Consider the following 24,362-nt stretch of genomic DNA (forward strand, 5'->3'; position numbering starts at 1 on the left):
CAGGTCGACTGAGCGGGGTCTTTTGGGCCTACACAACCCTGTGGGAGCGAGCTTGCTCGCGATAGCGGTCTTTCAGTCACATCAATGTTGAATGTTATGGCCTCATCGTCGGAACGCCGCCCGGAGCAAGCTCGCTCCCACAAGGGATTATGGTCAGACGCCGAACTGTGCGCGGTAAGCTTCAACCGCTGGCAGGTGTTGCTTGAGCTGCGGATCGTCCGCCAGGAATTCGAGCACCTGATTCAGCGAAACAATGCTGATCACCGGGATGCCGAAGTCACGCTCCACTTCCTGAATGGCCGACAACTCACCGTTGCCACGCTCCTGACGGTTCAAAGCGATGAGCACACCCGCAGCCTTGGCGCCATCCTGGGAAGCGATGATCTGCATTACTTCACGGATTGCAGTGCCCGCGGTGATTACGTCATCGATGATCAGCACGTCGCCGGTCAACGGGGCGCCGACCAGACTGCCGCCTTCACCGTGAGCCTTGGCTTCCTTGCGGTTGAAGCACCACGGCAGATCGCGGCCATGATGTTCGGCCAGGGCCACTGCGGTGGTCGCCGCCAAAGGGATGCCTTTGTAGGCTGGACCGAACAAAACGTCGAACGCAATACCGCTCTCGACGATGGCAGCCGCGTAGAAACGACCTAGCTGCGCCAGGGCCGAACCCGAGTTGAACAGGCCGGCATTGAAGAAGTAAGGACTGGTGCGTCCGGACTTCAGGGTGAACTCGCCGAAGCGCAAAACGCCGCGATCGATGGCAAAACGAATGAAATCGCGCTGATACGCTTGCATGAAAAAACCCCAAATACCACGGATTTAGCTAATTAGGTTGACGCCGTGTATCATACACGCACGCGATTTTTGGGGCCATTTATGCGGATCATCAGTGTGAACGTCAATGGTATTCAGGCTGCAGTGGAGCGAGGGTTGCTCAGTTGGCTGCAAGCACAGAATGCCGACGTCATCTGCCTGCAGGACACCCGCGCCTCCGCCTTTGAACTGGACGATCCAGCCTTCCAACTGGATGGCTACTTCCTTTATGCCTGCGAAGCCGAAGTTCCCGCCCAAGGTGGCGTGGCTTTGTATTCGCGGCTGCAACCGAAGGCAGTCATCAGCGGTCTCGGCTTCGAGACGGCCGACCGCTACGGGCGCTACCTGCAAGCCGATTTCGACAAGGTCAGCATCGCGACCTTACTGCTCCCTTCGGGGCAGAACGGCGATGAAGACTTGAACCAGAAGTTCAAGCTAATGGACGATTTCGCCCGTTATCTGGATAAACAGCGACGCAAACGTCGCGAGTACATTTACTGTGGCTCGCTGTACGTGGCGCAACAGAAGCTGGATATCAAGAACTGGCGTGACAGCCAGCAATCCCCGGGCTTCCTGGCACCTGAACGTGCCTGGATGGACGAGATTGTCGGCAACATGGGCTATGTCGATGCCCTGCGTGAAGTCAGCCGTGAAGGTGACCAGTACAGCTGGTGGCCGGATAACGAACAGGCTGAAATGCTCAACCTCGGTTGGCGTTTCGATTACCAGATACTGACCCCGGGCTTGCGCCGCTTTGTACGCAGTGCGCGCCTGCCACGTCAGCCACGGTTCTCGCAGCATGCGCCGCTGATCGTGGACTACGACTGGACGCTGACTATCTAGGTCACTGACACGAAAACCTGCTGACCGATTGACGAAAATGCCCGTATCGCAAGATACGGGCATTTTTCTTATGCGTTATCCCTTCAAGCAGCGGCGAAAAACGGCAGCGCCAGGTACAACTTGATCACGATGACATTAATGATGTCGATGAAGAAAGCACCCACCATTGGCACCACCAGGAACGCTATCTGCGAAGGTCCGTAACGTTGTGTCACCGCTTGCATGTTAGCGATGGCAGTTGGCGTTGCTCCCAGTCCGAAACCGCAGTGCCCTGCCGCCAGAACTGCCGCATCGTAGTTGCTGCCCATCATTCTGAATGTCACGAAAATCGCAAACAGTGCCATGACCAACGCTTGCGCAGCCAGGATGATAAAGATCGGCAACGCCAGCGCTGCCAGATCCCACAGTTTGAGCGACATCAGAGCGATCGCCAGAAACAGCGATAGGCTGACATTCCCCAACACGGAAACTTCACGCTCAAACACCTGATACAAGCCAAGTGCGGAAAGTCCGTTGCGTAAAACCACACCCACGAACAAGACACATACGAACGTCGGCAACTCAAATGCAGTTCCGTGGAGCAGGCCATTCAAGAGGGAGCCTGCCATCAGACTGACGGCGATCAGGGCGAGCGTCTCGATAAACGAAAATGGCGTGATCGAGCGCTCTTTGTTTGGCTGCTCAAAGCCCTTCGGCAGACGCGGCTTATCTTTCTCGCAACCGGGTGTCTGGACACGTTTGATGAGCAGGCGAGCGACCGGACCACCAATCAAACCACCCAGCACCAAGCCAAACGTCGCAGAGGCCATCGCGAGTTCAGAGGCGGACGCCAGGCCAAACTTCTCGCTGAACGTCGCTCCCCACGCAGCGCCTGTACCGTGACCGCCAGACAACGTAATCGAGCCCGTAAGCAAGCCCATCAACGGATCGAGCCCCAAGGCCTTTGCGAGCCCGATGCCCATGGCATTCTGGACCACCAGAAGCCCGATGACCGCCAGTAGAAAGACCCCCACTACGCGCCCGCCTTTCTTCAGGCTTGCGAAGTCAGCACTCAAGCCAATGGTGGCAAAAAACGCCAACATCAAGGGCGTCTGCAGTGAGGTGTCAAATCGGACGTCAATATCAAATCCCCGCAAAGCCAGGAGAAGCAGAGCCACCACCAGGCCGCCTGCTACAGGCTCAGGGATATTGTAACTGCGTAAAAAACCGATTCGTGTGACAAGTCCACGCCCCAACAACAGTACTAAAGAGGCGGCCACAAGTGTTCCATAGAAATCGAGCTGAACCATTGGGATTATTCTTTTATATATATTCATGGGCGAACTTTTTACCTGGACACGCCTCTTGAACAGGTTGATCTTATCAACACTGATTTGCTTTAAATTCAAGGACCTTCAATGGTCTGAATATATCGAAATATTCCTGAAGGAATATTACTTGGGGCAACTTTATCAACCGCGAAGTCTCATTGCCAAGCACATAGGCGGTGTTGAGGCGAAGCAGTTGTGACTAGAAGTGTAAGAGCGATAGTGCGCAGCAATACCTGCGGCCGCTGGATATTGCTAATGGCAACGTTGGGGAAGTTAATCAAATCTAAAAAAAATGCCCCGACAAGTCAGGGCATTTGCTTTAAAGCGTGGCGAACTGCATTTCACACAGCTGTCGCTCCCACAAGGGAATCTAGCGCTGATCGTTATTTGATCAACCGCCAAGTGAACGGATACCGATACGGCACCCCTTCATTGGCCTTCACGCCACCGATGATCGTCAGTACCAGCGCACCGATCGCCAACGGAGCGAACAAGAAGAACCCGACGATCACCACCATCAGCAGCAAGCAGATGGCGGAGGCAATGGCGACGGTGATCTGAAAGTTCAGCGCCTCCTTGCCCTGCGCATCGATGAACGGGTCCATCTCGCGCTTCATCTGCCAGAGAATCAGCGGGCCGATCAGCGTGCCGAACGGAATCCAGATCCCCAGCAAGGCGGACAGGTGACAAAACATTGCCCACTGCCGAACCTCTTTGCTCGGTGTGGGAAGCAGCTGTTGCTCGTCACTCATGGCGTCCTCCTTGCGTGGAGCAGTCCGATCAGTCGGCCAGTGCAGCCTTTTGCAGTTCGAAGATTTCGGTCATGCCTTTCTTCGCCAGTTCCAGCATAGCGTTCAGCTCTTCCGGCTGGAACGGTGCGCCTTCGGCAGTGCCCTGAACCTCAATGAAACCACCCGTGCTGGTCATCACCACGTTCAGGTCGGTTTCGGCGGCCGAGTCTTCCAGGTAGTCGAGGTCGAGTACCGGCTCACCCTGATACATGCCCACCGATACGGCAGCAATCATTTGCTTCAGCGGGTCGCCGCCTTTCAGGCCGCCACGCTTCTTGATCACTTTCAAGGCGTCGACCAGTGCAACCATGGCGCCGGTGATGGACGCGGTGCGAGTGCCGCCGTCAGCCTGGATCACGTCGCAGTCAACGTATAGGGTGACGTCGCCCAACTTGGACATGTCCAGCGAAGCACGCAGGGAACGACCGATCAGACGCTGGATTTCCAGGGTGCGGCCGCCTTGCTTGCCGCGGCTCGCTTCACGCTGGTTACGCTCGCCGGTGGCACGCGGCAGCATGCCGTACTCAGCGGTCAACCAGCCTTGGCCCTGACCTTTGAGGAAACGCGGCACGCCGTTCTCGACGCTGACGGTGCAGATGACTTTAGTATCACCGAACTCGACCAGCACAGATCCCTCGGCGTGTTTGGTGTAGTTGCGGGTAATGCGGATCGAGCGGAGCTGATCGGCAGCGCGACCACTTGGACGTTTCATAGGGAATACCTGTACGGGGGACGGAAAACTGCGGAGCATTATAGAGCCGCAGGGCCGCGAGTGGGCACTTCTAAAAAATCCCCCGACGACTGAAGGCCCTGAACAGCGCTTTGCCGACGACCTGCAGCCCTTTGTCACACCGTGTGTTTGGGCGCATTCGCCCCACTGCGCTACAATCCTGCGCCTTTGCTGCCTCTGGGCTTAAATTCATATAGATCAGGCCTGCGAAACCTTCGGTAACGCATGAACCTGCATTGCGAGGTACCTCCATGGTGCACAGCATGACCGCCTTCGCCCGCGTCGAAAAAGCCGGCGCTCAAGGCACCCTGAGCTGGGAACTGCGCTCGGTCAACAGCCGCTACCTGGAGCCGCATTTGCGTCTGCCTGAGTCCTTTCGCGACCTCGAAGGCTCGGTCCGCGAAGCACTGCGTCAGGGGATCTCCCGGGGCAAGCTCGAATGCACCCTGCGCTTCACCGAAGAAAATACCGACAAACCACTGCAAGTGGACCGCGAGCGCGCCGCGCAATTGGTCGCCGCCGCCGAGACCATCGCCAGCCTGATTAAAAATCCGGCCGCGCTGAACCCATTGGAAGTCCTGGCCTGGCCCGGCGTGCTGGTGGGCGATGCGACCGACCCGCAAGCCTTGAATGCCGAAGCCCTGGCACTGTTCAACGAAGGCCTGAAAGAACTCAAGGCCGGCCGCGAGCGCGAAGGCGCGGAGCTGGCGCGGTTGATCAACGATCGCCTGACCTCCATTGAAGCAGACGTGGTGACCCTGCGTGAACTGGTCCCGCAGATGCTTGCCACCCAGCGCCAGAAAGTGCTCGACCGCTTTGCCGACATGAAGGCCGAGATGGACCCGCAGCGGCTGGAGCAGGAAATGGTCATGCTCGCGCAAAAGAGCGACGTCGCCGAAGAACTGGATCGCCTGAGCACTCACATCATAGAAGTTCGCCGGGTGCTCAAATCCGGTGGCGCTGCCGGTCGGCGCCTGGATTTCCTGATGCAAGAGCTCAACCGCGAAGCCAACACACTGGGCTCCAAAGCCTTCGACCCGCGCAGCACCCAGGCGGCGGTCAACCTCAAAGTGTTGATCGAGCAGATGCGCGAACAAGTGCAGAATATTGAGTGAGGCAACCCTGACATGACCCACAGCACCGGCACCCTGTACATCATTTCCGCACCTTCGGGCGCGGGCAAGAGCAGCTTGGTCAAGGCCCTGACCGACGCTGATCAGGAGATCCGCGTCTCCGTCTCCCACACCACCCGCGCCATGCGCCCCGGTGAAGTGAACGGCGTGAACTATCACTTCGTCGAACGCAGCGAGTTCGTGAAGATGATCGAGCATGGGGATTTCCTCGAGCGCGCCGAAGTGTTCGGCAATCTCTACGGCACTTCGCAAAGCCACCTGCAGCAGACCCTGGATGAAGGCCACGACCTGATTCTGGAAATCGACTGGCAAGGCGCCGAGCAAGTACGCAAGTTGATGCCTCAGGCCCGTTCGATCTTCATTCTGCCGCCGTCCCTGCAGGCCTTGCACCAGCGCCTGACCAATCGTGGCCAGGACAGCGACGAGATCATCGAAGGCCGGATGCGCGAAGCCGTCAGCGAGATGAGTCACTACGTCGACTACGATTACCTGATCATCAACGACGATTTCGCCCACGCACTGCGCGATTTGCAGGCGATTTTCCGTGCCAATCAGCTGCATCAGAAGCGTCAGCAGCAGCGTAACGGAAAACTTTTGGCCGAATTGCTCGGCTAAACAGCTCTTCCCAAAACCGTTGCAAGGGCTTTACATTGGCACTTGCAGCGCGTTGAAGGGCTTGGTCAAAAAATCAGCGCTTCCCTAATCGCTGGTGATTTTTTAAACTGTTGAGTCCGCTCGCCCAACCGGGCAGCGCGCATATTGCATTCGCTCCGAGGAATACCATGGCCCGCGTAACCGTTGAAGATTGCCTAAACCACGTGGAAAACCGCTTTGAGCTGGTCATGCTGTCTACCAAGCGTGCCCGTCAACTGGCCACCGGCGGCAAAGAGCCACTGGTTCAGTGGGAAAACGACAAGCCTACCGTTGTAGCCTTGCGTGAAATCGCTGAAGGCCTGATGAGCTACGAGTTCATCGCCAACGCTGAAATCGTCGAAGACGAACCGCTGTTCGCAGCGTTCGAGGACGAGTCCAACGAGGCAGTCTAAGCCATGCCTGGTCGACGTAGCACGGCGCGGGGTCACAGCGAACGGCAGGTTTCATCATGCCGAGCATAGACGCCCTCGCCGATCGCTTATCGACCTACCTCGGCAAGGACCAGGTCAACCTGGTCCGCCGAGCGTACTTCTACGCCGAACAAGCCCACGATGGCCAGCGCCGCCGTAGCGGCGAGGCGTACGTCACGCACCCACTTGCGGTTGCGAATATTCTTGCCGACATGCACATGGACCATCAGAGCCTGATGGCTGCGATGCTGCATGACGTAATCGAAGACACCGGTATTGCCAAGGAAGCGCTGCAAGCGCAGTTCGGCGAAACCGTGGCCGAACTGGTCGACGGGGTCAGCAAACTGACCCAGATGAACTTCGAGACCAAGGCCGAAGCCCAGGCTGAAAACTTCCAGAAAATGGCCATGGCCATGGCCCGCGATATTCGCGTGATCCTGGTCAAACTCGCCGACCGCTTGCACAACATGCGGACCCTGGAAGTCCTGTCCGGCGAAAAACGCCGACGGATCGCCAAGGAAACCCTGGAAATCTATGCGCCCATCGCCAACCGGCTGGGCATGCACGCCATCCGCATAGAATTCGAAGACCTCGGCTTCAAGGCGATGCACCCGATGCGTTCCGCACGGATCAACCAGGCGGTCAAACGCGCCCGGGGCAACCGCAAGGAAATCGTCAACAAGATCGAAGAATCCCTCAGCCACTGCCTGGCCATCGACGGCATTCAGGGCGAGGTCAGCGGTCGTCAGAAACACCTCTACGGCATCTACAAGAAAATGCGCGGCAAGCGTCGGGCCTTCAACGAGATCATGGACGTCTATGCGTTCCGGATCATCGTCGACAAGGTCGATACCTGCTACCGCGTGCTGGGTGCTGTGCATAATTTGTACAAACCGTTACCGGGGCGCTTCAAGGATTACATCGCGATCCCCAAGGCCAACGGCTACCAGTCGCTGCACACCACGCTGTTCGGGATGCACGGTGTACCGATCGAGATTCAGATCCGCACCCGTGAAATGGAAGAGATGGCCAACAACGGCATCGCCGCCCATTGGCTCTATAAATCCAGTGGCGATGAGCAGCCAAAAGGTACTCATGCCCGCGCCCGGCAGTGGGTCAAAGGCGTGCTGGAGATGCAGCAACGGGCCGGCAACTCGCTGGAATTCATCGAGAGCGTGAAGATCGACCTGTTCCCGGACGAGGTCTACGTGTTCACGCCCAAAGGTCGGATCATGGAGCTGCCAAAAGGCTCCACGGCGGTCGACTTCGCTTACGCGGTGCACACCGACGTGGGCAACAGCTGCATTGCCTGTCGGATCAATCGACGTCTCGCACCGCTGTCCGAACCGCTTCAAAGCGGCTCCACGGTCGAGATCGTCAGCGCCCCGGGGGCACGGCCGAATCCGGCGTGGCTCAATTTCGTGGTCACCGGCAAGGCACGGACTCACATCCGCCATGCGCTGAAACTGCAACGCCGCTCCGAGTCCATCAGCCTCGGCGAACGCCTGCTGAACAAGGTCCTCAACGGTTTCGACAGCTCGCTGGAGAAAGTAGCCGCCGAGCGCGTCAAGGCGATGCTCACCGAGTACCGCCTGGAACTGATCGAAGACCTGCTCGAAGACATCGGCCTAGGCAATCGTATGGCTTACGTGGTCGCCCGCCGACTGCTTGGTGAAGGCGAACAGCTGCCGAGCGCGGAAGGCCCGCTGGCGATTCGCGGCACCGAAGGCCTGGTGCTCAGTTACGCCAAGTGCTGCACGCCGATCCCGGGCGACCCGATTGTCGGCCACCTGTCCGCGGGCAAAGGCATGGTCGTGCACCTGGACAACTGCCGCAACATCAGCGAAATCCGCCACAACCCGGAAAAATGCATCCAGCTTTCGTGGGCCAAGGATGTCACCGGCGAATTCAATGTCGAGCTGCGCGTCGAGCTGGAACACCAGCGCGGCCTGATCGCTCTGCTGGCCAGCAGCGTCAACGCGGCCGACGGCAATATCGAAAAAATCAGCATGGACGAACGCGATGGTCGCATCAGCGTGGTCCAACTGGTGGTCAGCGTGCACGACCGCGTGCACCTGGCTCGCGTGATCAAGAAACTGCGCGCCCTGACCGGGGTGATTCGCATCACTCGCATGCGTGCGTAAGCCACTCATTACAAGGAGTCATTCATGACCAAAACAGTTATCACCAGCGACAAGGCCCCGGCCGCCATCGGCACTTACTCCCAGGCGATCAAGGCTGGCAACACCGTTTACATGTCGGGTCAAATTCCTCTGGACCCAAAAACCATGGAACTGGTTGAAGGCTTCGAAGCCCAGACCGTCCAGGTATTCGAGAACCTCAAAGCCGTGGCTGAAGCCGCTGGCGGTTCGTTCAAGGACATCGTCAAACTGAACATCTTCCTCACCGACCTGAGCCACTTCGCCAAGGTCAACGAGATCATGGGCAAGTACTTTGACCAGCCTTACCCTGCCCGCGCCGCCATCGGCGTAGCGGCCCTTCCAAAGGGTTCGCAGGTTGAGATGGATGCCATTCTGGTCATCGAGTAAATGCGTACGGCGCAGCCGTTTTTAGGTTGCGCCGACTCCGTTTCTGAAAGGATTCCACCATGCGCCAAGCGCTAGCTCTCTCGCTGGTCGCCCTACTCTTGGGCGGTTGTGCCAGCAACCCTGCCGACCGTGACATCAGCGGCACCTGGATCAATCAAGTGGCGATCGATGCTGCAGCCAAAGGCGGCCCCCTGCGCGAAGCGCTCCAGGCCTATGGCCCGAACCTGGAATGGGACGTCAACACTAAGGCTGGTCAGGCCCGCTACACCAATGGTTTTGAAAACGTCGACGGCAAGCTGCTGGGCGAAGAGTCTGGCGCCTGGAAAGTCGACTTTTATGGCAGCTCCGCCAGCAAGCTGAAGCGTGACGGCAAGCAACTGAGCCAAGTCGCCAGCGACAATGAGCCGGAGCAAGTCTTCCACCGCGCGCAGGTTACGGTGCCGGATGGCGCACCGATGGGTGCCAGCTTCGAACGCGCACTGTATTCGGCCTACATGGGCGGCAGCTGGAAAGTCGTCAGCGGTCCCGGTGAAGGCAATACCGTGCAATTCCAGGCTGACGGCCAGGTTGCCGGCCTGCCGGGAGCGGATCGCTATGCCCTGTGTCTGGCGGGCGATTGCGCATCGATGAGCGGCGGCAACGACAACATGTGGCTACAGGCGAATGGTCAGGGCAATACCTGGATCTTTGCGCGCAAAGGCAAAGAACTGGAGATTCTCCAGGCCGTAAACACCGCTCAGGCGGACGAGATGCCATCGTTCACGCCGGGTGATCGCAAGTGGTTGCTCGAGAAGCAGTGACCCGATCTTAGCTGCAACGATGATCAAATGTGGGAGCGGGCTTGCTCGCGAAAGCGGTGTAACAGTCAACAATGATGTTGAATGTTATGGCCGCCTTCGCGAGCAAGCCCGCTCCCACATTTGGTTTGTGGTGACCGGAAGTTAGCAGCGGCCTTCAAGAATGGCGGCGTAACCTTCGCGATAGCTTGGATACTTCGGCGTCCAGCCCAATGCCTTCGCCCGAGCATTGCTGCACTGCTTGCTACCCGTGCGACGTACGCTCGCGTCTTCGGCCCATTCGGTCACGCCCAGATACTCACGCAACCAGTCCACCACTTCGGCTAGCGGCGCAGGCGCATCGTCCACACCGATGTAGACGTCATCCAGCGCCACACCGCGTCGATCAGCCTCAAGCAAAAACGCCATCAACCCCGCCGCATCGTCGGCGTGAATGCGGTTGCCGTACAACGGTGGATCGACGGCCACGCGATAACCCCGACGAACCTGCGTCAGCAGCCGTTCGCGCCCCGGGCCGTAAATGCCGGTCAAGCGCACGATGCTCGCCGGGATGCCGCTTTGGAGTGCCACTTGCTCCGCCTCTAACATCAATCGACCCGAATAGCCTGTTGCAATGGTCGGCGAAGTCTCATCGACCCACTCGCCATCCTGCTGGCCATACACACTGCTGCTGGAAACAAACAGCAGGCGATTGGGTACCTGCCCGTAGTCATTCAGCCATTCCAGCACGTGCTGCAAGCCCTGCACATAAGCAGCGCGATAACCGGCCTCATCGTGATCGGTGGCAGCGGCGCAATACACCAGGTAATCCACCGCACCGACTGGCCAGGTCGCCGGACAGTCTTCATTGAACAAGTCACCGGCAACGCCAATTACTCCCTGGGGCAGGCGTGAGACGTCACGCCTCAGGCCATGAACCTCCCACCCGCAAGCGACCAATTGCGTAGCCAGGCGACTGCCGACATCGCCGCAACCGGCGATCAAAACAGAAGGCGCGGACATCAGAAAACTCCCATTGGAAAGGCACAGACTAGCGCCGGCAATGGACGAGCGGCTAGCAATGCAGGAAAAAAAGATACTCTATTACTTTTGTTAACAAGAATTACTTGCAATAATACCTGCCACTTTTGTTCTCGGCCTCACGAGGCCTGGAAGAACATTTACCGTCTTTTTCTCTCAGGTCCGGCCAGCATGACACGCAATCAATTCCCCGCTTCGCCAACCAAACGACCTCGCGCCTGGAGCGCGGTGGCCGCCCTGCTGCTCAGCCTGATGCTGGCGCCGACCGCCGCTTTCGCTGACGCACAAGCGCCAGCCGCTCCGGCTGCCGCCACTGCTGCTCCAGCTCCAGCTCCAGCCGATCATGTTACCCCAGCTGCGACCGACCCGGCCCAAGCCGTAGACACCACCGCCGAAGACGTTCCGGAAGTCCTCGAAGCCGACAACACCCTGGGCATGGCCCACGACCTGTCGCCGTGGGGCATGTACCAGAACGCCGACATCATCGTGAAAATCGTGATGATCGGTCTGGCCATCGCCTCGATCATCACCTGGACCATCTGGATCGCCAAAGGCTTCGAGCTGATGGGCGCCAAGCGTCGTCTGCGCACCGAAATCGTCCACCTGAAAAAAGCCACCACCCTTAAAGAAGCCAGTGTGACAGCCACCAAGCAAGGCACCCTCGCCAATTTGCTGGTACATGACGCCCTGGAAGAGATGCGTTTGTCGGTCAACAGCCGCGAGAAAGAAGGCATCAAGGAACGCGTCGCCTTCCGCCTTGAGCGTCTGGTTGCAGCCTGCGGTCGCAACATGAGCAGCGGCACCGGCGTGCTCGCCACCATCGGTTCCACCGCGCCGTTCGTCGGCCTGTTCGGCACCGTGTGGGGCATCATGAACAGCTTCATCGGCATCGCCAAAACCCAGACCACCAACCTCGCCGTCGTGGCTCCCGGCATCGCCGAAGCCCTGCTGGCCACCGCGTTGGGCCTGGTTGCAGCGATTCCAGCCGTAGTGATCTACAACGTCTTTGCCCGCTCCATTGCCGGTTACAAGGCGCAAGTATCCGATGCCTCGGCTGAAGTCCTGCTGCTGGTCAGCCGCGACCTCGATCACCTGCCGACCACCGAGCGATCCGCGCAACCCCACATGGTCAAAGTAGGGTAATCAGCCATGGGCTTGCATTTGAAAGAAGGCGCAGATGACGATCTGGCCGAGAACCACGAAATCAACGTCACACCGTTCATCGACGTGATGCTGGTGCTGTTGATCATCTTCATGGTGGCGGCCCCGCTCGCCACCGTGGACATCAAGGTCGACCTGCCGGCCTCCAGCGCCAAACCGGCGCCACGGCCAGAGAAACCGGTGTTCCTCAGCGTCAAGGCTGACCAACGCCTGTTCCTCGGCGAAGACGAAGTGAAGGCCGAAGCACTCGGCGCTACCCTCGACGCCAAGACCAAAGGCAAGAAGGACACGACGATCTTCTTCCAGGCCGATAAAGGCGTGGATTACGGCGACCTGATGAGCGTGATGGACAACCTGCGCTCTGCCGGTTACCTGAAGGTGGGTCTGGTCGGACTCGAGACGGCAGTCAAGAAATGATCACGACGCGCCAAAAGCTGACGCGTTATAGCGGGAGCCTGGCCGTGGTGCTGGGCGTCCATGCGCTGGCCATTGCGCTGGCGCTGAACTGGACGTCGCGCCCACCGATCGAGCTGCCGCCACAGGCGATGATGGTCGAGTTGGCGCCGGTTCCGGCCCCGCCACCGCCGGCACCGCCGAAGGTCATAACGCCGCCACAGCCACCCGCTCCGGTGGAAGAACTGCCGATACCGAAGCTGGCTGAAGCGCCAAAGGCCGAGATCGCCGTGCCGAAACAGGTCAAACCCAAGCCAAAGCCTCAACCGCCCAAGCCTGTGGAGAAAAAGCCGGAACCGCCTAAAGAGAAGCCGTCCGAGGAAAAACCGAGCGACGCGCAACCGACTCAGGCGCCAACGGAGAAATCCGCTCAGCCGGCACCAGGCCCATCACCGGCGCAGCAAGCGGCCAAGGCCAGCTGGCAAGGCACCCTGCTCGCTCACTTGGCCAAGTACAAGAAGTACCCGGCCAGTGCGCAGGCGCGGAACAAGGAAGGCATGAACCGTCTGCGCTTCGTGGTAGATGCCGAAGGTAACGTGTTGTCGTTCGAACTGGTGACCGCTTCCGGTAACACCGATCTGGACCGGGCCACCCTGGAAATGATCCGCCGCGCCCAGCCGCTGCCAAAGCCACCGGCCGACATGTTGACCAATGGCGCCATCGAAATCGTTGCGCCGTTTGTTTACTCGCTGGAAAAACGCCGGCGTTAAGTAAAACACCGCCGCTCCCCCTGTGGGAGCGAGCTTGCTCGCGATGAGGCCGTCTCATTCAACACATCTGTTGACTGTTGCGCCGCCATCGCGAGCAAGCTCGCTCCCACAGGGTTATCCAGCAGCAGGAAAGTCCGTGATCAAGCAAAGAAGGCACCCGAAAGGTGCCTTTTGCATATCCGCCAGCGGCAAACCTGCTTTGCCCTGTGTCACTCAACACACTCAGTCTGATAACGTGCGTCTATCGATTGCAGCCGGTATGCTTGGCTCGCAACTTCATGGACGCTTGCTATGACTCTTACAGAATTACGCTACATCGTTACCCTCGCCCAAGAGCAGCACTTCGGCCACGCGGCCGAGCGTTGCCACGTCAGTCAGCCGACCCTGTCGGTGGGCGTGAAAAAGCTTGAAGACGAACTCGGTGTGCTGATTTTCGAGCGCAGCAAGAGTGCCGTGCGCCTGACCCCGGTTGGTGAAGGCATTGTCGCCCAGGCGCAGAAAGTGCTGGAACAGGCCCAAGGCATCCGCGAACTGGCCCAGGCCGGCAAGAACCAGCTGACCGCGCCGCTGAAAGTCGGCGCCATCTACACCGTCGGCCCGTACCTGTTTCCGCACCTGATTCCACAACTGCACCGGGTCGCCCCGCAGATGCCGTTGTACATCGAAGAAAACTTCACCCACGTGCTGCGCGACAAACTGCGCAACGGCGAGCTCGACGCGATCATCATCGCCCTGCCGTTCAACGAAGCCGACGTGCTGACCCTGCAGCTCTACGACGAGCCGTTCTACGTCCTGATGCCGGCCCAGCACCCGTGGACCCAAAAAGAATCCATCGACGCCGCCCTGCTCAACGACAAGAGCCTGCTGCTGCTCGGCGAAGGCCATTGTTTCCGTGATCAAGTGCTGGAAGCCTGCCCGACCCTGGCCAAAGGCAACGACGGCGCCAAACACACCACGGTGGAATCCAGTTCCCTGGAAACCATCCGCCACATGGTTGCGTCCGGCCTCGGCATCTCGATCCTGCCGCTGTCGGCAGTCGACAGCCATCACTACGCCCCCGGCGTGATCGAAGTGCGTCCACTGACGCCTCCGGTGCCGTTCCGCACCGTGGCCATCGCCTGGCGTGCGAGCTTCCCGCGGCCGAAGGCAATTGAAATCCTCGCTGACTCCATTCGCCTGTGCTCGGTGGCCAAACCGCAAGCACCGGTGGTTGCGGCCTAAGTCGCTGCCATGACCGAGTTGTCGCAAGTGTCGGTGACGGCACTCAAGGGTGTCGGCGAAGCCATGGCCGAGAAGCTGGCCAAGGTCGGCCTGGAGAATCTCCAGGACGTGCTGTTTCACCTGCCGTTGCGTTATCAGGACCGCACTCGCGTGGTCCCGATCGGCCATTTGCGACCTGGGCAAGACGCCGTGATCGAAGGCACCGTCAGCGGCGCCGATGTGGTCATGGGCCGTCGCCGAAGCCTGGTGGTGCGCCTGCAGGACGGCACCGGCGGGCTCAGCCTGCGCTTCTACCATTTCAGCAACGCCCAGAAAGAAGGCCTCAAACGCGGCACGCGCATTCGCTGCTACGGCGAAGCGCGGCCCGGTGCGTCGGGGCTGGAAATCTATCACCCGGAATACCGCGCAATCACCGGCGACGAGCCGCCGCCGGTGGACGAAACCCTGACCCCGGTTTACCCGCTCACTGAAGGCCTGACTCAACAGCGCTTGCGCCAGTTGTGCATGCAAACCCTGACGATGCTCGGCCCTACCAGCCTGCCCGACTGGCTGCCGACCGAACTGGCGCGGGACTATCAACTGGCGCCGCTGGCCGATGCGATCCGCTACCTGCACCACCCGCCGGCCGATGCCGACGTCGACGAACTCGCCCTCGGGCATCACTGGGCGCAGCACCGCCTGGCCTTCGAAGAACTGCTGACCCATCAACTATCCCAGCAGCGCCTGCGCGAGAGCATGCGCTCCCTGCGCGCGCCAGCGATGCCGAAAGCCACCCGGCTGCCAGCTCAATATCTGGCGAACCTTGGCTTCACTCCGACCGGCGCTCAGCAACGGGTCGGCAACGAAATCGCCTACGACCTCAGTCAGCACGAGCCCATGTTGCGGCTGATTCAGGGCGACGTCGGCGCGGGTAAAACCGTGGTCGCTGCCCTCGCTGCACTCCAGGCCTTGGAGGCCGGTTATCAAGTCGCGCTGATGGCGCCCACCGAAATCCTCGCCGAGCAGCACTTCATCACCTTCAAGCGCTGGCTCGAACCGCTGGGCATTGAAGTGGCGTGGCTGGCCGGCAAGCTCAAAGGCAAGAACCGTGTGGCCGCACTGGAGCAGATCGCCAGTGGCACACCAATGGTGGTCGGCACCCACGCGTTGTTCCAGGACGAAGTGCAGTTCAAAAACCTCGCACTGGCGATCATCGACGAACAGCACCGCTTCGGCGTGCAGCAACGGCTGGCGCTGCGACAGAAAGGTGTCGGCGGGCGGATGTGCCCGCACCAGCTGATCATGACCGCGACACCGATTCCCCGGACGCTGGCCATGAGCGCCTACGCCGACCTCGACACCTCGATCCTCGACGAACTACCGCCTGGCCGGACCCCGGTGAACACCGTGCTGATCACCGATACCCGGCGCGTCGAAGTCATCGAACGGGTGCGCGGCGCCTGCGCTGAAGGGCGCCAGGCCTATTGGGTGTGCACACTAATTGAAGAGTCAGAAGAGCTGACCTGCCAGGCTGCCGAAACCACTTACGAAGACCTCACCGCCGCCCTCGGCGAGTTGAAGGTCGGACTGATCCACGGCCGCATGAAGCCCGTCGAAAAAGCCGCGGTCATGGCCGAATTCAAGGCCGGCAACCTGCAACTGCTGGTCGCCACCACGGTGATTGAAGTCGGCGTCGACGTGCCCAACGCCAGCCTGATGATCATCGAAAACCCCGAACGCCTCGGGCTTGCGCAATTGCACCAGTTGCGCGGTCGTGTGGGTCGGGGCAGCGCGGCCAGTCATTGCGTGCTGCTTTACCATCCGCCGCTGTCACAGATCGGTCGTCAGCGTTTGGGCATCATGCGCGAAACCAACGACGGGTTTGTCATCGCCGAAAAAGACCTTGAGCTGCGCGGCCCCGGCGAAATGCTCGGTACGCGCCAGACCGGCCTGCTGCAATTCAAGGTCGCTGACCTGATGCGCGACGCCGATCTGCTGCCCGCCGTGCGCGACGCCGCCCAGGCGCTGCTGGAACGCTGGCCGGATCACGTCAGCCCGCTGCTCGACCGCTGGCTACGTCATGGGCAGCAATACGGCCAAGTGTGAGCACCGTCGCAGTTTCTGAACCACCGTTCTGAGCAAGCTGGTTATACTCCTGCCACTGTTTTAAAACGGATACAGACCATGACCGAAGTTGCCCTCGCACCCGCCACCCCGCACGCTCCGTCGGTTATTCGGCTGATGCTGGGCAAACTGGGTATCGCCTACGAAGAAGTCCTCGACCATCACGGCCTGAACGCCGCACGCAAAGTGCAGGCTGTTCTGCTTGATGACGCCGTGGGCACGCTCATGGTGCTGTTCCCGCAGAGCCAATTGCTGGACCTCAATAGCCTCGCCGAACTGACGGGCCGCCGCCTCACCGCCGTGTCGACTGAACGGCTGGTAAAAATGCTCGGTAAACACAACCTGAGCCTGCTGCCCGGTATGCCGGCGCTCACCAGTTCACCGTGCCTGTATGAAGAGAGCCTGCTGCGCGAGCCGAAGTTGCTGATCAACTCGGGCGAGCCCGGCGTGCTGCTGGAAGTCACCAGTGAAGACTTCAAGACCATGCTGACCAAGGCCAGCGCCGCCAACTTCGGCGAAGCGCTGACCAGCATTCGCCCAAACCTCGACCGCCCTCACGATGACCGCGAGGAAATCACCCAGGCCGTTCAAGCGTTCACCGCGCGGCGCATCCAGCAGCGTCTGGAAGAGACCATCGAAATTCCGCCGCTGGCCGAGACCGCGCAGAAAATCATCAAACTGCGCGTCGACCCCAACGCCACCATCGACGACATCACCGGCGTCGTCGAAACCGACCCGGCCCTGGCCGCACAAGTCGTGAGCTGGGCGGCGTCGCCGTACTACGCGTCACCGGGCAAGATTCGTTCAGTGGAAGACGCCATCGTGCGGGTGCTGGGTTTCGACCTGGTGATCAACCTGGCGCTGGGCCTGGCCCTGGGCAAAACTCTGAGCCTGCCCAAGGACCATCCGCAACACACCACGCCGTACTGGCAGCAATCGATCTACACCGCCGCCGTCATCGAAGGCCTGACCCGCGCCATGCCCCGCGCCCAGCGCCCGGAAGCCGGCCTGACCTACCTCGCCGGCCTGCTGCACAACTTCGGCTACTTGCTGCTGGCCCACGTCTTCCCGCCACACTTCTCGCTGATCTGCCGCCACCTGGAGGTCAACCCGCACCTGTGCCACAGCTACGTCGAGCAACACTTGCTCGGCATCAGCCGCGAACAGATCGGCTCATGGCTGATGCGCTACTGGGACATGCCCGAAGAACTGGCCACCGCGCTGCGCTTCCAGCACGACCCGGGCTACGACGGCGATTACGCCGAGTACCCAAACCTCGTGTGCCTGGCTGTGCGCTTGCTGCGCAGTCGTGGGATTGGCTCCGGGCCGGATGAAGACATCCCGGATGCGTTGTTGGAGCGTGTTGGCCTGACTCGCGACAAAGCCAACGACGTCGTCAGCAAAGTGCTTGAGGCTGAAGTGCTGCTGCGCGAACTGGCTTCGCAATTCGGCCAGGCATAAAAACCCCGCTCCCACACTCGGTCAAATGTGGGAGCGGGCTTGCTCGCGAAGAATCCAACTCGGTCTAACTGGCGGACCTCAAGCCTTGGCTTTAGCCTTCGCCTTCCTCGGCTTCAAATACTTGGTCAACCCCTGAAACCAGATCACCAGCGTCGGGTTGCCCTTGATCTGAATCGACTTGTCCTGAATCCCCGTCATAAACGCCAACTGCTTGTTCTTCGCCTGCATCGTGGCAAAGCCATACGCCGCATCTTTGAAGGCAATCGCAAACGCAGGCTCGGCATACACGCCCGACTTGCTGGTAATGCGCTGATCCTTCACAAAGAAATGCCGCGCCACTTTCCCGTCCAGGGTCTGCAGCTGAAACACCAATTCCTTGTCACCCAACTGCTGTTGAAATGCAGGATTAGTCCGACTGGCCTTACCCATCAACAAACCCAGCATCCACAGAAGAAAACGAAATTTCATGCGTACAGCCTCAAAAGGAAAATGAACGGCCGGCGCAGTGTAGCGGCTTCGAGCTAGAACGCCACTGTCTGGTTGCGTTAGAAGAAGATGCCGGTCTTTTTGACGCCAATGACTACCAAGTCACGCCAACCTGATCGTTCCCATGCGCAGCAAAGGAATGCATCCCGTGACGCTCTGCGTCACCACTCGACACCTTCCCTACACCTGAAGAAACACAATCCTGTAGGAGCTGCCGAAGGCTGCGATCTTTTGATCTTGATCCCCTCAAACCTCTCGGACATTTCCTTCAACACGCAGGGCTGTCCGTGAACTAGGCAGTCTTCGGTATCACCGATAGTCTCTGGTGGTCGCCGCAAAATCGGTGACACGGACGTGCAAGTCCTAATCCAGGTGCGCAATTGCTTATGGCTATTCGTCGAGCGTTTTCCTATGCTCGCGGATCGTTATGGCGGCTGTGCGTCGGAGACCTTCGGGTCTGCCGGTTCCTGGATCGGTCTTGCACACCAACGCACAGCTGCCACCTCTTTCGAAGTGCAAAGCGAAACGGTGTCAGTCTCTTAATTCCAGGAGATACATCTATGATCAAGCCAACACCCAATCCTCCAGAACACGAAGACACATCCCCCTACGAATCCTTCGATTCCAAAAAACTCCACGAAGCTGCTGAACGCGCCCTCGACCACCATTTCAAACCAGCCGTCGAACCCCGCCCCAAACGCCGTGGCGGCCTCTTCACCCTCTCCCCCGGCACCGACGCCGAAGCCCTCATGGCCAACGCCTCGGAAGACCTCTTGTCCATCAGCGCCATCGCCGCAAACCTGGCAGACGACCTAGACGACTCACGCCGCTCGGTCGCATTAGCCCTGAGCAGAATGGCGGATGGCGTGCGGTTGATGGTGGAAGGGACGCAGGATCACATTGAGTTGCGGGAGTATCGAACGCAGGGTTAGTAACCCCCAAAGCAGATGAAGGGCGCTTTGCGCGCCCTTCATCACTTGGTCGTACTAATAGCAGTTGCTGGCCGCTATCGGTTCAGTTACTTCCGACTGAAGTCGTTTAACAGCATTGAGACCCGACTCGTAACGTTTGTTGGCAGCAAGCTGATAACAGGCCAAGGCTCGGGGAATATCCTTTTTACCGAGATCGCCACTTTCCCAATAAGAGCCCAACGAAACGAACGCATTCGTTGACCCCATGGAAGCAGCACGAATCAGCTCTTTTTCAACGTCAATTGGTCGCTGACATGGCCCTTCCCCAGCCGTTTCATTGCCAAAACAATAGAAGCCTGCCAGGGACTCAGCCCCGCTCGGTGAATTAACGGCCGCCGCTTTGAACAGAGCCTCGACTTTGCCGTATTCCAACTGCGGCGCCATACCCGACAGACTCAGCCCAGCTGCAGCCAAACTCGACTCAGGATCGCCTGAAGCGGCAGCGCACAGGTAATTTTCCAAGGCTGCCTCAAAAAGCTCGCCCGTCAGCCGGTATTGCTCAAGACCACCCAAGCCAACAAATCCCAGTGCGCGCTGTGAGCAGAAATTCTCCGCACGACTCATCGACCGCGTACTTGCTACAGAAAGCTCTTTTTCAGGAATCGACCAGTCCTCAACCCCAATAAGCGTCCAGCAGGCCTTTCGCGAAAAGTTGAAGATCTTGATATTGCTGTTGCCGGCACGTTTATCCACAACGTTAACGTGGCGGTCATCCACCTTCTCGACTTCTACCCCTTCCACTTTCCCATCAGGCATCGCGACCATTAAGGGAAACGCAATGTCGCGCCCTACCTCGGCAGTGACGTAAGGCACAATCCGCCCTATATCGGACGTTCCCTTTAACACCAATAGCTTCACAGCCTGCGCCGTTAGCCGCTTTTGCGATTCGGCGTTAACGGAAAATGCGGGCAGAAACTGGGCGAACTCTTGCGAAGGACACGAGCCGCGCCCAATTGCCGAACCACTCCCGCTATCGGACGCGATATTGTCCAGAAAAACTGACCGTTCATGGCTCATGGCGGCGATGCAATTGTTCACGGCGGTCACATGTGTCGACGAGCCCGGCTCTACCTCCAACGCATCAATCTGACAATCGGCATCACGCAGTTTGATCCAGGCGCGCTGAGCCTCTTGAACCTTTGCCTTGTGTTCCGCAGCTAGAACCGGGTCGGTCTGATAGCCGCCTTCAAGCCGCACCATCAATTCTTGGTAACTGGTATTCAACTGCGCATCCGCAGCAGCCTTGGCACTCACAGAACATCTTTCACCCTGGGAGTTCGTAGCGATATCAACACATGCATCTTGAGCAAATGCATCAGCCCCTAAAGGAGGCAAACCACAAACCAGCACGCCAAATAGCACTAGAACAAAATACTTATTCATGAAAAAACTCAGCAACAAACTTTAGAAGACATTCTTTTAAACTGTCACTACTCATCCGGCGCGATAGCCATTTCCAGCGTATACCCATCTAGATAAACGACTGCTTCGCGACCGTTAATATCGATAGGTGTAGGATTCTGGACAATATTTTTATCACTGGCTGCCGCAATTTTTGTCAGAGTCTTATCGGCAACATTGGCACGCCAGATAGTTTCATCACCATTCTTGAAATAAAATACCGGCCGTGACTTGCTCCAAATCGGATTATAAATATTCCAACCGACCTCCGGCTGACCAACTGGAGCAACCGTTTCATATCCAGAAGTGTGTGAATAATACGCCTGCAGTTTTCCATATTCACCACCCCAACCGAAAGTCAAACCACTAACAGCATTTTCATCAGTATTTGGCCACTGTTGAAATAACAAACTACTCTCCGCCGGCGGCAGCTTGGAACCGAGTTTATACACCATCCCTCGCAACTGGTTTTTCGAGATCTGCTGTCGATAGTAAAAAGATCCATCTAAAATTCCCGAAAACCTCTTTCCTTCGTCGTTCGCACCCAATCTCAGCGCACCGTCAAAGCCAATATCTTTTGCAATCGCGTGTACTATTGGCCTGTCGTTGCGATCAACGTACTCATACAAATTCCCCCGGTACGCAATCATTGATGCATCAAAATGCCCTTCAAATACGATGACATGCAGCATGTCTGAGATTGTTTCAGCGGAAATTATAAAACGCTCAAGAACGCCTTTTTCATTGGGAAGCCATGCTAAATCAACCACCTTCCATGAACGATCAAACTGCGTATACGCTTTATCGCCCGACATCAATTTAATGTCTTTTTGAGTCGGCCTAGGCGTCACTGAAATCGGAGTCAGGAAGCGAATCTGCTGAACATAAGCATCTTCTAAACATTCCATTGACTCACAAGAGTTACGCTCTGATTCAAGCCAATCACTTTCAATAACTTGAAAAGCCCGGCGATTCTTTAACGGTTTGAAGACCTCACTCAGCTTTTCATCCATTACGGACAAAGAAGGAGAGCTACAAATTTTTCGTTCTACTTCCGTTGAAGCTTTGCCGCAGTCGAAACTCGCTGAATGTGCGATTGAGCTAAACAGCGACAGAGCCAATAACAAAAACTTAGGGAGCGAATATATATTTTTCATTGAATCAGCCATCAAATAAATTTTTCAACCAACGGGACAGATCTATTTAAGCTCCCCACCAAGATCAAAGTCGTGGAGCGCAACAAATTAATCCGCCCCCCTTTGCTCATAAGTTTACTTCAGCTACTTTGATGGCGGAGCAACCGCGATTTGCCTGGCACGATCAAGGGTCAGACGAATCAAGCAACTAGCAGATTGCTCACCATATATAGACTTTACGCACTCGAGGTCCCGAAGCTTCATCCAAGCTCGTTGAACCTCACGAAACGCGGTTCTTTTTTCGTCACTTAAACGATTTGCCTTATCATGGTAAGCCGAATTAAGCAGCGCATCCGCATCAGCCAAAACCAACTGATAAATATCGCTCTCTTGCGCTATTTTGACTTGAGGTAAACTCTGAGGTAGATCCGCATCCCAATTATTCAATCCATTATTGTCATCAACTCTTAGCTTGACCGTTTTATTATCAAACCACCCATATTGATTTTTTGTCTGCTCCGACTTGTAAAGCAACTCAATATAAATTGGGTCGCTTCCCCGCTGCGGATCATTTAGCAGAGTCTGCTTTAAAACACTGACATTTCCATTTCCCTCATCCAGTTCGAAAGAAAAGCAAGGGTTTGGCCCAGGCTGAGCAGCTGACTTGCTAGCACGCATACAGTCCGCTCGAGTAGAGCCGCTCGGCTCATTACTTCCCGTTTCTACATCTTGAATTCTAATTATCAATCTCAAGTTAGGGGCCGCAGAATAGTCGGCTTGTAATATCTTCGCGGAATAGAACGGTTCTGCTTGAACGGTAGCAACGCCAGATACAAAAAATGCTGAGCATGCCAAGAAAATTATATTTTTGACCATTGGTATTAATTCCATTTAATTTAAAACTGGGGACATATTTATTTATCGAAAGCCAAACCTACTTTACAAATAAATCCGCCCCCTTTTTCTGCTACTTTAAAGGTTCTCGCTCATATCCACACATTCATTCGCATCGGCAAGAACTTTACGCTCACCGTAGTTAAAAACACACACAGGGTGTTTAAAGCTACCCCGCATTTTCTGACAAACACTACTGCTTCTTTCTTTATAGACACATTGCTCATTGGAAATGATCAATTCCTTGCTTGGCGTCAAAGTCAAAACTTTAACACCATCAACACGATAAATACTTTCGTATATTGAGCCACCAGATTGCTGAATATCTTTGTAGCTCCCGCCCTGCAACTCAGAGGCGCTAGCAGGAATAGATCCAATATAGTTAGCTTCACCGTCTTTAGCTGAAGCAGAAAAAATCATGATTTGAGCATTAAGCCCCATATCATCACTGGTTGGATAAGAAAAAATGACGGAATTGCTAGGTTCATCTGACGCCTCTCTATAGACATAATCAGACCGACACCCGCGATCAGGATTTTTAAGGGAAAAAGTCGCCCCTTCGAAAGAGAGAACCAAACCAACTGCTGAATCGGAATCTTGGTCAGCATCCTTGCATAATAGCTTATGTTCTACGGGGTTAGACCACGCCGCACCGCTGTAGATAAAAAGCGATAGTACTATCAGTCGAAGCATTCGGGTACGCCTCTGCCAAACAATGGGACCGACAATGGGGACAGATTTATTTATCTAAAGCCAAACCTACTTCATAAATAAATCCGTCACCTTTTTACTTCCCTTTAACCTCACTTATCTTGACTCGCCTTCATACAGCTTCGTTTCTGGATTGAAGCGCCAAAGATGGGGAGTAGTCAGCGGCTTTCCATCTCTGTGCATAATTTGATCTTGCTTATCTCTATTATAAGAATAGATTTGAATGTCTTTATATGGAATATTCTCTGGATGGCTATCTAGAACCTTTACATCTGCAAAGTAGTCACCTCCCACATTCCTCAAAAAACCTTGACACTGAACCAAAAATCCGTAAGTAAAATCACCACTAGAACCTGCACTAGAATATGAAAGAAAAATAAAGTCCTTCACTCCATCACCATTGAAGTCTTCGTTATAGACGATTTTCCCTTCCTCAATTGAAAACTTCTCCCCCTCAACCCGTGAAAGCATATCGGTTGTGCGTGAATTCTCGGTCCATTGGGACAAAAAATGCTTAGGCCCTTCCGTGGGATAACAGACATCTACAGGGGCAGCGTGAACAGCAGTAGCAAAGAAAGCAAACACGAAAAAATACTTCATA

Annotated in this window: 25 protein-coding genes; 14 read left to right on the forward strand and 11 right to left on the reverse strand. The window is 56.9% G+C overall.

From position 1 onward, the window contains the following. Window positions 1–153: 153 nt before the first annotated feature. Complete coding sequence (gene pyrE, locus ACMXYH_RS00170; RefSeq protein ID WP_134420917.1) at window positions 154–798, reverse strand: orotate phosphoribosyltransferase; 645 nt, start codon at window positions 796–798, stop codon at window positions 154–156. Between the two features lie 81 nt (window positions 799–879). Between pyrE and ACMXYH_RS00175 the strand changes: the two genes are divergently transcribed. Beyond that, window positions 880–1,659 carry an exodeoxyribonuclease III gene (locus tag ACMXYH_RS00175; protein ID WP_008030595.1) on the forward strand — a complete coding sequence of 260 codons (780 nt, stop codon included), beginning with the start codon at window positions 880–882 and terminating at the stop codon, window positions 1,657–1,659. Window positions 1,660–1,742: 83 nt separating this feature from the next. On the opposite strand, the gene gltS is transcribed toward ACMXYH_RS00175, so the two are convergent. The 3 genes from gltS to rph all read right to left on the reverse strand — a co-directional run bounded on the left by gltS (window position 1,743) and on the right by rph (window position 4,472). Next, window positions 1,743–2,948 (reverse strand): sodium/glutamate symporter, encoded by a 1,206-nt coding sequence (gene gltS, locus ACMXYH_RS00180; RefSeq protein ID WP_415767772.1) that lies wholly within the window; start codon window positions 2,946–2,948, stop codon window positions 1,743–1,745. A gap of 404 nt (window positions 2,949–3,352) precedes the next feature. Then, entirely contained in the window at window positions 3,353–3,721 is a 369-nt protein-coding gene (locus ACMXYH_RS00185; RefSeq protein ID WP_129439989.1) for a DUF4870 domain-containing protein, read from the reverse strand. A 28-nt stretch (window positions 3,722–3,749) separates the two neighbouring features. After that, complete coding sequence (gene rph, locus ACMXYH_RS00190; RefSeq protein WP_010465211.1) at window positions 3,750–4,472, reverse strand: ribonuclease PH; 723 nt, start codon at window positions 4,470–4,472, stop codon at window positions 3,750–3,752. Between the two features lie 269 nt (window positions 4,473–4,741). Between rph and ACMXYH_RS00195 the strand changes: the two genes are divergently transcribed. The 6 genes from ACMXYH_RS00195 (at window position 4,742) to ACMXYH_RS00220 (ending at window position 10,036) form a co-directional block, all read left to right on the forward strand. Then, window positions 4,742–5,605 (forward strand): YicC/YloC family endoribonuclease, encoded by an 864-nt coding sequence (locus tag ACMXYH_RS00195; RefSeq protein ID WP_415765939.1) that lies wholly within the window; start codon window positions 4,742–4,744, stop codon window positions 5,603–5,605. Between the two features lie 12 nt (window positions 5,606–5,617). Continuing rightward, a complete protein-coding gene (gene gmk, locus ACMXYH_RS00200; protein ID WP_046045040.1) occupies window positions 5,618–6,238 on the forward strand; it encodes a guanylate kinase in 621 nt (206 codons plus the stop codon). Window positions 6,239–6,405: 167 nt separating this feature from the next. Continuing rightward, window positions 6,406–6,669, forward strand: coding sequence for a DNA-directed RNA polymerase subunit omega (rpoZ, locus tag ACMXYH_RS00205; RefSeq protein WP_007894670.1), 264 nt, complete (start codon window positions 6,406–6,408; stop codon window positions 6,667–6,669). A 56-nt stretch (window positions 6,670–6,725) separates the two neighbouring features. Next, window positions 6,726–8,831, forward strand: coding sequence for a bifunctional GTP diphosphokinase/guanosine-3',5'-bis pyrophosphate 3'-pyrophosphohydrolase (spoT, locus tag ACMXYH_RS00210; RefSeq protein WP_033059343.1), 2,106 nt, complete (start codon window positions 6,726–6,728; stop codon window positions 8,829–8,831). Window positions 8,832–8,855: 24 nt separating this feature from the next. Beyond that, window positions 8,856–9,236 carry a RidA family protein gene (locus ACMXYH_RS00215; protein WP_003229509.1) on the forward strand — a complete coding sequence of 127 codons (381 nt, stop codon included), beginning with the start codon at window positions 8,856–8,858 and terminating at the stop codon, window positions 9,234–9,236. 59 nt (window positions 9,237–9,295) lie between these two features. Next, window positions 9,296–10,036: a hypothetical protein gene (locus ACMXYH_RS00220; protein WP_415765941.1), complete on the forward strand. Its 741-nt coding sequence runs from the start codon at window positions 9,296–9,298 to the stop codon at window positions 10,034–10,036. Window positions 10,037–10,177: 141 nt separating this feature from the next. On the opposite strand, the gene ACMXYH_RS00225 is transcribed toward ACMXYH_RS00220, so the two are convergent. After that, a complete protein-coding gene (locus tag ACMXYH_RS00225; protein ID WP_415765942.1) occupies window positions 10,178–11,035 on the reverse strand; it encodes an SDR family oxidoreductase in 858 nt (285 codons plus the stop codon). A 189-nt stretch (window positions 11,036–11,224) separates the two neighbouring features. Here ACMXYH_RS00225 and exbB point away from each other — a divergent pair, with 189 nt between their 5' ends. The 6 genes from exbB to ACMXYH_RS00255 all read left to right on the forward strand — a co-directional run bounded on the left by exbB (window position 11,225) and on the right by ACMXYH_RS00255 (window position 18,162). Further along, window positions 11,225–12,196 carry a tonB-system energizer ExbB gene (gene exbB / locus ACMXYH_RS00230; RefSeq protein ID WP_415765943.1) on the forward strand — a complete coding sequence of 324 codons (972 nt, stop codon included), beginning with the start codon at window positions 11,225–11,227 and terminating at the stop codon, window positions 12,194–12,196. 6 nt (window positions 12,197–12,202) lie between these two features. After that, window positions 12,203–12,631, forward strand: a complete 429-nt coding sequence (exbD, locus tag ACMXYH_RS00235; RefSeq protein WP_129439980.1) for a TonB system transport protein ExbD — start codon at window positions 12,203–12,205, stop codon at window positions 12,629–12,631. Continuing rightward, window positions 12,628–13,377 carry an energy transducer TonB family protein gene (locus ACMXYH_RS00240; RefSeq protein WP_415765944.1) on the forward strand — a complete coding sequence of 250 codons (750 nt, stop codon included), beginning with the start codon at window positions 12,628–12,630 and terminating at the stop codon, window positions 13,375–13,377. Before exbD ends, ACMXYH_RS00240 begins: the two co-directional genes overlap by 4 nt. A 291-nt stretch (window positions 13,378–13,668) precedes the next feature. Next, window positions 13,669–14,598, forward strand: a complete 930-nt coding sequence (locus ACMXYH_RS00245; protein WP_008150125.1) for a hydrogen peroxide-inducible genes activator — start codon at window positions 13,669–13,671, stop codon at window positions 14,596–14,598. A 9-nt stretch (window positions 14,599–14,607) separates the two neighbouring features. Continuing rightward, complete coding sequence (recG, locus tag ACMXYH_RS00250; protein WP_129439976.1) at window positions 14,608–16,683, forward strand: ATP-dependent DNA helicase RecG; 2,076 nt, start codon at window positions 14,608–14,610, stop codon at window positions 16,681–16,683. A 78-nt stretch (window positions 16,684–16,761) separates the two neighbouring features. Then, window positions 16,762–18,162 (forward strand): aminoacyl-tRNA deacylase and HDOD domain-containing protein, encoded by a 1,401-nt coding sequence (locus ACMXYH_RS00255; protein WP_415765945.1) that lies wholly within the window; start codon window positions 16,762–16,764, stop codon window positions 18,160–18,162. Between the two features lie 78 nt (window positions 18,163–18,240). On the opposite strand, the gene ACMXYH_RS00260 is transcribed toward ACMXYH_RS00255, so the two are convergent. Continuing rightward, on the reverse strand, window positions 18,241–18,630 hold the full coding sequence (locus ACMXYH_RS00260) for a helicase (protein ID WP_415765946.1): 390 nt from the start codon (window positions 18,628–18,630) through the stop codon (window positions 18,241–18,243). 578 nt (window positions 18,631–19,208) lie between these two features. Here ACMXYH_RS00260 and ACMXYH_RS00265 point away from each other — a divergent pair. Then, the gene (locus ACMXYH_RS00265; protein ID WP_415765947.1) at window positions 19,209–19,580 is read left to right on the forward strand and encodes a DUF6124 family protein; all 372 of its coding nucleotides are present in this window, start codon (window positions 19,209–19,211) and stop codon (window positions 19,578–19,580) included. A 54-nt stretch (window positions 19,581–19,634) separates the two neighbouring features. Here the strand turns inward: ACMXYH_RS00265 and ACMXYH_RS00270 are convergent, their stop codons facing one another. The 5 genes from ACMXYH_RS00270 to ACMXYH_RS00290 all read right to left on the reverse strand — a co-directional run bounded on the left by ACMXYH_RS00270 (window position 19,635) and on the right by ACMXYH_RS00290 (window position 24,361). Further along, window positions 19,635–21,002 (reverse strand): lysozyme inhibitor LprI family protein, encoded by a 1,368-nt coding sequence (locus tag ACMXYH_RS00270; protein WP_415765948.1) that lies wholly within the window; start codon window positions 21,000–21,002, stop codon window positions 19,635–19,637. 47 nt (window positions 21,003–21,049) lie between these two features. Continuing rightward, window positions 21,050–22,189, reverse strand: coding sequence for a lysozyme inhibitor LprI family protein (locus ACMXYH_RS00275; RefSeq protein WP_415765949.1), 1,140 nt, complete (start codon window positions 22,187–22,189; stop codon window positions 21,050–21,052). A gap of 111 nt (window positions 22,190–22,300) precedes the next feature. Then, on the reverse strand, window positions 22,301–23,032 hold the full coding sequence (locus tag ACMXYH_RS00280) for a lysozyme inhibitor LprI family protein (protein WP_415765950.1): 732 nt from the start codon (window positions 23,030–23,032) through the stop codon (window positions 22,301–22,303). Window positions 23,033–23,128: 96 nt separating this feature from the next. Beyond that, on the reverse strand, window positions 23,129–23,743 hold the full coding sequence (locus ACMXYH_RS00285; protein ID WP_415765951.1) for a hypothetical protein: 615 nt from the start codon (window positions 23,741–23,743) through the stop codon (window positions 23,129–23,131). A 114-nt stretch (window positions 23,744–23,857) separates the two neighbouring features. Continuing rightward, window positions 23,858–24,361 (reverse strand): hypothetical protein, encoded by a 504-nt coding sequence (locus ACMXYH_RS00290; RefSeq protein WP_415765952.1) that lies wholly within the window; start codon window positions 24,359–24,361, stop codon window positions 23,858–23,860. Window position 24,362 lies beyond the last annotated feature (1 nt).

Source organism: Pseudomonas frigoris (genome assembly GCF_047758635.1).
Classification (GTDB): Bacteria; Pseudomonadota; Gammaproteobacteria; order Pseudomonadales; family Pseudomonadaceae; genus Aquipseudomonas; species Aquipseudomonas frigoris.

Excerpts from the sequence above, each read along its gene's own strand:
- pyrE (WP_134420917.1), bottom strand. The coding sequence starts at position 798 with ATGCAAGCGTATCAGCGCGATTTCATTCGTTTTGCCATCGATCGCGGC.
- ACMXYH_RS00175 (WP_008030595.1), top strand. The coding sequence starts at position 880 with ATGCGGATCATCAGTGTGAACGTCAATGGTATTCAGGCTGCAGTGGAG.
- gltS (WP_415767772.1), bottom strand. The coding sequence starts at position 2,948 with ATGGTTCAGCTCGATTTCTATGGAACACTTGTGGCCGCCTCTTTAGTA.
- ACMXYH_RS00185 (WP_129439989.1), bottom strand. The coding sequence starts at position 3,721 with ATGAGTGACGAGCAACAGCTGCTTCCCACACCGAGCAAAGAGGTTCGG.
- rph (WP_010465211.1), bottom strand. The coding sequence starts at position 4,472 with ATGAAACGTCCAAGTGGTCGCGCTGCCGATCAGCTCCGCTCGATCCGC.
- ACMXYH_RS00195 (WP_415765939.1), top strand. The coding sequence starts at position 4,742 with ATGGTGCACAGCATGACCGCCTTCGCCCGCGTCGAAAAAGCCGGCGCT.
- gmk (WP_046045040.1), top strand. The coding sequence starts at position 5,618 with ATGACCCACAGCACCGGCACCCTGTACATCATTTCCGCACCTTCGGGC.
- rpoZ (WP_007894670.1), top strand. The coding sequence starts at position 6,406 with ATGGCCCGCGTAACCGTTGAAGATTGCCTAAACCACGTGGAAAACCGC.
- spoT (WP_033059343.1), top strand. The coding sequence starts at position 6,726 with ATGCCGAGCATAGACGCCCTCGCCGATCGCTTATCGACCTACCTCGGC.
- ACMXYH_RS00215 (WP_003229509.1), top strand. The coding sequence starts at position 8,856 with ATGACCAAAACAGTTATCACCAGCGACAAGGCCCCGGCCGCCATCGGC.
- ACMXYH_RS00220 (WP_415765941.1), top strand. The coding sequence starts at position 9,296 with ATGCGCCAAGCGCTAGCTCTCTCGCTGGTCGCCCTACTCTTGGGCGGT.
- ACMXYH_RS00225 (WP_415765942.1), bottom strand. The coding sequence starts at position 11,035 with ATGTCCGCGCCTTCTGTTTTGATCGCCGGTTGCGGCGATGTCGGCAGT.
- exbB (WP_415765943.1), top strand. The coding sequence starts at position 11,225 with ATGACACGCAATCAATTCCCCGCTTCGCCAACCAAACGACCTCGCGCC.
- exbD (WP_129439980.1), top strand. The coding sequence starts at position 12,203 with ATGGGCTTGCATTTGAAAGAAGGCGCAGATGACGATCTGGCCGAGAAC.
- ACMXYH_RS00240 (WP_415765944.1), top strand. The coding sequence starts at position 12,628 with ATGATCACGACGCGCCAAAAGCTGACGCGTTATAGCGGGAGCCTGGCC.
- ACMXYH_RS00245 (WP_008150125.1), top strand. The coding sequence starts at position 13,669 with ATGACTCTTACAGAATTACGCTACATCGTTACCCTCGCCCAAGAGCAG.
- recG (WP_129439976.1), top strand. The coding sequence starts at position 14,608 with ATGACCGAGTTGTCGCAAGTGTCGGTGACGGCACTCAAGGGTGTCGGC.
- ACMXYH_RS00255 (WP_415765945.1), top strand. The coding sequence starts at position 16,762 with ATGACCGAAGTTGCCCTCGCACCCGCCACCCCGCACGCTCCGTCGGTT.
- ACMXYH_RS00260 (WP_415765946.1), bottom strand. The coding sequence starts at position 18,630 with ATGAAATTTCGTTTTCTTCTGTGGATGCTGGGTTTGTTGATGGGTAAG.
- ACMXYH_RS00265 (WP_415765947.1), top strand. The coding sequence starts at position 19,209 with ATGATCAAGCCAACACCCAATCCTCCAGAACACGAAGACACATCCCCC.
- ACMXYH_RS00270 (WP_415765948.1), bottom strand. The coding sequence starts at position 21,002 with ATGAATAAGTATTTTGTTCTAGTGCTATTTGGCGTGCTGGTTTGTGGT.
- ACMXYH_RS00275 (WP_415765949.1), bottom strand. The coding sequence starts at position 22,189 with ATGGCTGATTCAATGAAAAATATATATTCGCTCCCTAAGTTTTTGTTA.
- ACMXYH_RS00280 (WP_415765950.1), bottom strand. The coding sequence starts at position 23,032 with ATGGTCAAAAATATAATTTTCTTGGCATGCTCAGCATTTTTTGTATCT.
- ACMXYH_RS00285 (WP_415765951.1), bottom strand. The coding sequence starts at position 23,743 with ATGCTTCGACTGATAGTACTATCGCTTTTTATCTACAGCGGTGCGGCG.
- ACMXYH_RS00290 (WP_415765952.1), bottom strand. The coding sequence starts at position 24,361 with ATGAAGTATTTTTTCGTGTTTGCTTTCTTTGCTACTGCTGTTCACGCT.